The 5,403-nt window shown below is 73.4% G+C and carries 3 protein-coding genes and 1 riboswitch; of the genes, 2 read left to right on the top strand and 1 reads right to left on the bottom strand.

The genetic code is table 11. The features are described 5' to 3' along the window. Positions 1 to 1,501: SbcC/MukB-like Walker B domain-containing protein (locus tag VGE38_RS10380; RefSeq protein ID WP_331142468.1), on the top strand; the 1,501-nt coding region annotated here is incomplete at its 5' end. 61 nt (positions 1,502 to 1,562) lie between these two features. Continuing rightward, positions 1,563 to 2,069: a hypothetical protein gene (locus tag VGE38_RS10385; RefSeq protein ID WP_331142469.1), complete on the top strand. Its 507-nt coding sequence runs from the start codon at positions 1,563 to 1,565 to the stop codon at positions 2,067 to 2,069. A gap of 20 nt (positions 2,070 to 2,089) precedes the next feature. Here the strand turns inward: VGE38_RS10385 and gcvP are convergent, their stop codons facing one another. Beyond that, the gene (gene gcvP / locus VGE38_RS10390; protein WP_331142470.1) at positions 2,090 to 4,984 is read right to left on the bottom strand and encodes an aminomethyl-transferring glycine dehydrogenase; all 2,895 of its coding nucleotides are present in this window, start codon (positions 4,982 to 4,984) and stop codon (positions 2,090 to 2,092) included. Between the two features lie 85 nt (positions 4,985 to 5,069). Continuing rightward, a riboswitch (glycine riboswitch) is annotated at positions 5,070 to 5,159 on the bottom strand. Positions 5,160 to 5,403 lie beyond the last annotated feature (244 nt).

Raw genomic sequence — 5,403 nt, forward strand, 5'->3', positions numbered from 1 at the left:
GGAGAGCATGGCCGCGGAGCTCGCCGGCGGACTCGCCGTGGGCGGCTCCTGCCCGGTGTGCGGCTCGTGCGAGCACCCGCACAAGGCCAGCGCGACGGCCGACGCGCCCGACGCCGCGGCCGAGAAGGCGGCTCAGAAGGACTACGACGACGCGAAGTCCGCCGAGCACCTGCGCGACGTCGAGGTGCGTGAGCTGGCGTTCCTGCTCACCCAGGCGGAGTCGGCCGCCACAGGTGACCGCACCCGCCTCGCGGCAGACCTCGCGGGCGCCGAGACGGTGGCCGCAAGGTCCGCCACGCTCGCCGCGGAGGTCGAGGCGCTGCGTGCCGAGCAGCAGACGCTCGCCGAGCGACGGCTCGACCTCGAGCGGCAACGGTCGGCGGCGCAGGCGGATCTGCGTCATCTCGCCGCCGAGGAGCAGGAGCTGCGAGGTGCTCTCGACGCCGCTCTCGCCGCTCACGACGCCGACGACACCGGTGACGCCGTCGACGACATCGCCACCCTGGTGGACCGCCTCGACCGGACGTTGGCCGACATCCGCCGGGGCCTCGCCGCCCTCGAGACCGCCCGACAGGCCGCTGCCACGGTCGAGGACGCGGCTGCCGAGCTCGAGGCCGCCTGCCGCGACGCCGGCTTCGACGCGGCCGACGACGCCGTGGCCGCCGCACTGTCGCCGACCGAGCTCGACGACCGCGCCGCTCGCGTCCAGCACCACGAGCGGCGCCTCGCCGCCGTCACGGAGGTGCTCAGGGAGCCTGGTGCCGACGCCGTCGCCACCGATCCGCTGCCCGACCTGCCCGCCCTCACGGCCGCGCACGCCACCGCCCTCGACGCCCTCGCGACCGCCCAGGCGGCCGTCCAGCGCGGCGTCACCCGCCTGGCCCGGATCACGACGCTGCAGGACGAGCTCGCCGCACAGCTCGCCGCGTGGGGCCCGCTGCGTGCCGAGCTCGAGCTGGCCAGCCGGCTGGCCGCGTTCGTGGAGGGCAAGTCGGCCGACAACCAGCTCCAGATGTCGCTCTCGGCGTACGTCGTGGCCTACCGCCTCACCCAGGTGGTGGCCGCCGCCAACGAACGGCTCGCGACGATGAGCGACCGGCGCTACTCCCTCGAGCACTCACTGCAGAAGGGCGCCGGTGACCGCCGCGGGGGCCTGGCGCTCACCGTGCGCGACGATTGGTCCGGCGAGTCGCGCGACCCGGCCACGCTGTCGGGCGGCGAGACGTTCGTGGTGTCGCTCGCCCTCGCCCTCGGCCTGGCCGACGTGATCACCCGTGAGGCGGGTGGGGCCGACCTGGACACCCTCTTCGTCGACGAGGGGTTCGGCTCGCTCGACGCCGACACGCTCGACGACGTGCTCGACGTCCTCGATGGTCTGCGCGACGGCGGCCGGGTGGTCGGTGTGGTCAGCCACGTCGCCGAGATGCGCGACCGGATCCCCGCCCAGCTCGTCGTCACCAAGCGCCGCACCGGCTCCGCGGTGAGTCTCTCCGGAGCGTGATGCAACCGAGCGGCCGGCTCGGGCGTATCCCTTGCGACATCACTCACAAGGAGACGACGCCATGCACCGCACCGCCCTCGGCACCATCACCGCCGCTCTGACGACCTCTCTCGTCGGCAGCGCCCTGCTGACCCTCTCCCCCACCGCGGCCGGAGCCGCCACCACCACACACCCCGAGCGGGGCCTGGTCGTGGAGTGCACCGGGAAGGTCGCCGGTCAGCACGTCGCGGTCAGCCTGTACGAGAACAGCCGCTACGGCAACGAGCTCCAGGTCGTGTTCGACCACGGCGACGGCCCGGGCAAGGGCCGCAGCCAGGAGGCGAAGCTGGTCCGGGCCGGCCACGTCGACACCACGATCCGGGTGGCCCAGCAGGCGGTCCGCATCACCGGCACCGCCATCCGTACGCAGCACGTCAAGCGGGTCCGTTCCACCCACGAGGACACGACCGCGGTCGGCACCCACCGCCGCCTGAGCACCGACCTCGAGGTGACCTACCGCGAGCGTACGGCGCCGCTCGACTGCGACACGGCGTTCCGTTACCGGCTGCAGGTCACGCACGCCGGCTGAGGCGTCGTCCCGCGTGCGGCCTACTCGGCGAAGGCCTCCGGGGGCGGGCAGGCGCACACCAGGTTGCGGTCGCCGTACGCATTGTCGATGCGCGCCACCGGAGGCCAGTACTTGTCCGGATCGACGCCGGTCGGGAACACGGCCTCCTCGCGCGAGTAGGCCCGCTCCCACGCACCGACCAGCGCACGGGAGGTGTGCGGGGCGCCGCGGAGCACGGAGCCCTCGGGGGTCCACTCCCCCGCCGCCACCCGGTCGATCTCGCCCTTGATCGCGATCATCGCGTCGATGAACCGGTCCAGCTCGGCCAGGTCCTCGGACTCGGTCGGCTCCACCATCAGGGTGCCGGCCACCGGGAAGGACATGGTCGGAGCGTGGAAGCCGTAGTCGATGAGCCGCTTGGCGACGTCGTCGACGGTGACGCCGGTGGTCTTGGTGATCTCGCGCAGGTCGAGGATGCACTCGTGCGCGACCAGGCCGCCCTGGCCGCGGTACAGCACCGGGTAGTGCTCGCCCAGCCGCGCGGCGACGTAGTTGGCCGACAGCACCGCCGTCGCCGTCGCCCGCGCCAGGCCCTCGGCGCCCATCAGGCGCACGTAGGCCCACGAGATCGGCAGGATGCCCGCCGAGCCGTACGGCGCCGCGGAGATCGGTCCGATGCCGGACCGCTTCGCCTCGTCGGGGTGCTGGGCGTGCGAGGGCAGATAGGGCGCGAGGTGGGAGCGCACCGCCACCGGGCCGACGCCGGGCCCGCCGCCACCGTGCGGGATGCAGAAGGTCTTGTGCAGGTTGAGGTGGGAGACGTCGCCGCCGAACTCGCCCGGCTTGGCGTAGCCGAGCAGCGCGTTGAAGTTGGCCCCGTCGATGTAGACCTGACCGCCGTGGCGGTGCACGATCTCGCACAGCTCGGTGATGCCCTCCTCGTAGACGCCGTGCGTCGAGGGGTAGGTCACCATGATCGCGGCGAGGTCGTCGCTGTGGCGCTCGCACTGCGCGCGGAGGTCGTCGAGGTCGACGGTGCCGTCGTCGGCGGACTTCACCACGACGACCCTCATGCCGGCCATCACCGCCGAGGCGGCGTTCGTGCCGTGCGCCGATCCCGGCAGCAGGCACACGTCGCGCTGGGCGTCGCCGTTGGCCCGGTGGTAGGCGCGGATCGCCAGCAGGCCCGCGAGCTCGCCCTGGGATCCGGCGTTGGGCTGGATCGAGACCTGGTCGTAGCCGGTCACCTCGGCCAGCCAGCCCTCCAGCTCGTCGACCAGCCGGCGGTAGCCGAGCGCGTCCTCGGCCGGCACGAACGGGTGCAGGTCGGCGAAGCCCGGCAGAGAGATGGGCTCCATCTCCGTGGTCGCGTTGAGCTTCATCGTGCAGGAGCCGAGCGGGATCATGCCGCGGTCCAGCGCGTAGTCGCGGGCCGAGAGCCGGCGCAGGTAGCGCAGCATCTGGGTCTCGCTGTGGTGGCTGTTGAAGACCTCGTGGGTGAGGTACGGCGTGGCGCGCACCAGCGCGGCCGGCAGCGCGGAGGCCGTCGTGCGGTCCAGCTCGTCGAGGTCGACGCCACCCTCGGTGGTCGAGTCGGTCGGCACCCCGAACGCCCGCAGCACGCTGGTCAGCGTGGACCGCGTCGTCGTCTCGGAGGTGGACAGCCCGACGGTGTCGGCGTCGACGAGCCGCAGGTGGAGTCCCAGGGCGCGACCGCCGGCGACCACGTCGGCGGCCCGACCGGGCACCGCGACCGTGATGGTGTCGAAGAACGCCTCCCCCTGCACCTGCAGTCCACCAGCCCTCAGCGCCGCGGCGAGCACGGCGGCGTACCGGTGTGCGCGGGTGGCGATCGAGCGCAGCCCCTCGGGGCCGTGGTAGACGGCGTACATGGAGGCCGCGACCGCGAGCAGGACCTGCGCGGTGCAGATGTTGGAGGTGGCCTTGTCGCGGCGGATGTGCTGCTCGCGGGTCTGCAGCGCCAGGCGGTACGCCGGCCGGCCCTCCGCGTCGAGCGAGACGCCGACCAGCCGGCCCGGCAGGTGGCGCTCCAGGCCGGACGAGACGGCCATGAAGCCGGCGTGCGGGCCACCGTAGAACAACGGCACGCCGAAGCGCTGCGAGGACCCGACGACGACGTCGGCGCCGAGCGCGCCTGGCGCCTCCAGCACCGTGAGCGCCAGCAGGTCCGCGGCGACGACCGCGAGGCCGCCCCGCTCGTGGACCGCGTCGATGACGGGGCGCGGGTCACGGACCGCGCCGCTGGCGCCGGGGTACTGCACCAGCACACCGCAGATCGCACCCTCGGGGAGCTCCTCGGCGAGGTCCGCCACGACGACCTCGATGCCCATCGCCTCGGCGCGGGTGCGCACCACCTCGATGGTCTGCGGCAGCGCGTCGGCGTCGACCACGAAGACGCTGGCGGGGTCGGCCTTCGTCGCCCGCCGCACCAGCGTCATCGCCTCGGCCGCGGCCGTGCCCTCGTCGAGCAGCGAGGAGTTCGCCGTCGGGAGGCCGGTCAGGTCACCCACCATGGTCTGGAAGTTGAGCAGCGCCTCCAGCCGGCCCTGGGAGATCTCGGGCTGGTACGGCGTGTAGGCGGTGTACCAGCTCGGGTCCTCCAGCACGTTGCGCCGGATGACGGGCGGTGTGATCGTGCCGTGGTAGCCGAGGCCGATGAGGCTCTCCCCCGGCTTGTTCTGGCTCGCCAGCTCACGCGCGAGGCTGGCGACCGCCGCCTCGCTCATCGCGGTCGGCAGGTCGAGGCGCTCCGTGCTCCGGATGCCGCCGGGAACGGCGGCGTCCATGAGCTCGTCGAGCGAGCCCCGACCGAGTCGCGCGAGCATGGCCCGCTCGTCGGCCGGCGTGATGCCGACGTGGCGGTCGACGAACGGCAGCGCCGCGTCGAGCTCGGAGAGGCTGGGCTGATCGGTCACCGGTGGCGCTCCTGGGGTCTGCGGACAGGGGTCGCGTACTGTCCTCCCCCTCTGTCGCCCGGCCGCGGCCGCGCTCCAGAGTCGCCTGTCCCACGCGGTCCGGGTGCCTGAGAGGTTCCGGGGAGGAATTGCCCCTTCGGCGCTCCGTCGACCGGAGCTCTCCCGCACGGGATGTTCAGCGCACACCAGTCTAGACGCCGATCGCCCCGGTCCCGTCAATCGACGGGCCGGGGCGATCGGTCAGACGGAGTGCGGGGCGCCGGTCACCCGATCTTGCGGGCAGCGCGGCGCGCGGCGAGCTCGTCGCCCAGGGAGGACCCGGTGGACCCGGACTCGCCGTCCTCGGCGGTGCGCTCGCTGGGCAGCTCCGAGAGCGTGCCCTCGATCTCGCGCCACACGCCGCCGATGGCGATGCCGAA

It is taken from the genome of Nocardioides sp., assembly GCF_036405735.1.
Lineage (GTDB): Bacteria > Actinomycetota > Actinomycetes > Propionibacteriales > Nocardioidaceae > Nocardioides.

Coding starts and splice junctions, on each gene's coding strand:
- VGE38_RS10385 (WP_331142469.1), top strand. CDS start 1,563: ATGCACCGCACCGCCCTCGGCACCATCACCGCCGCTCTGACGACCTCT.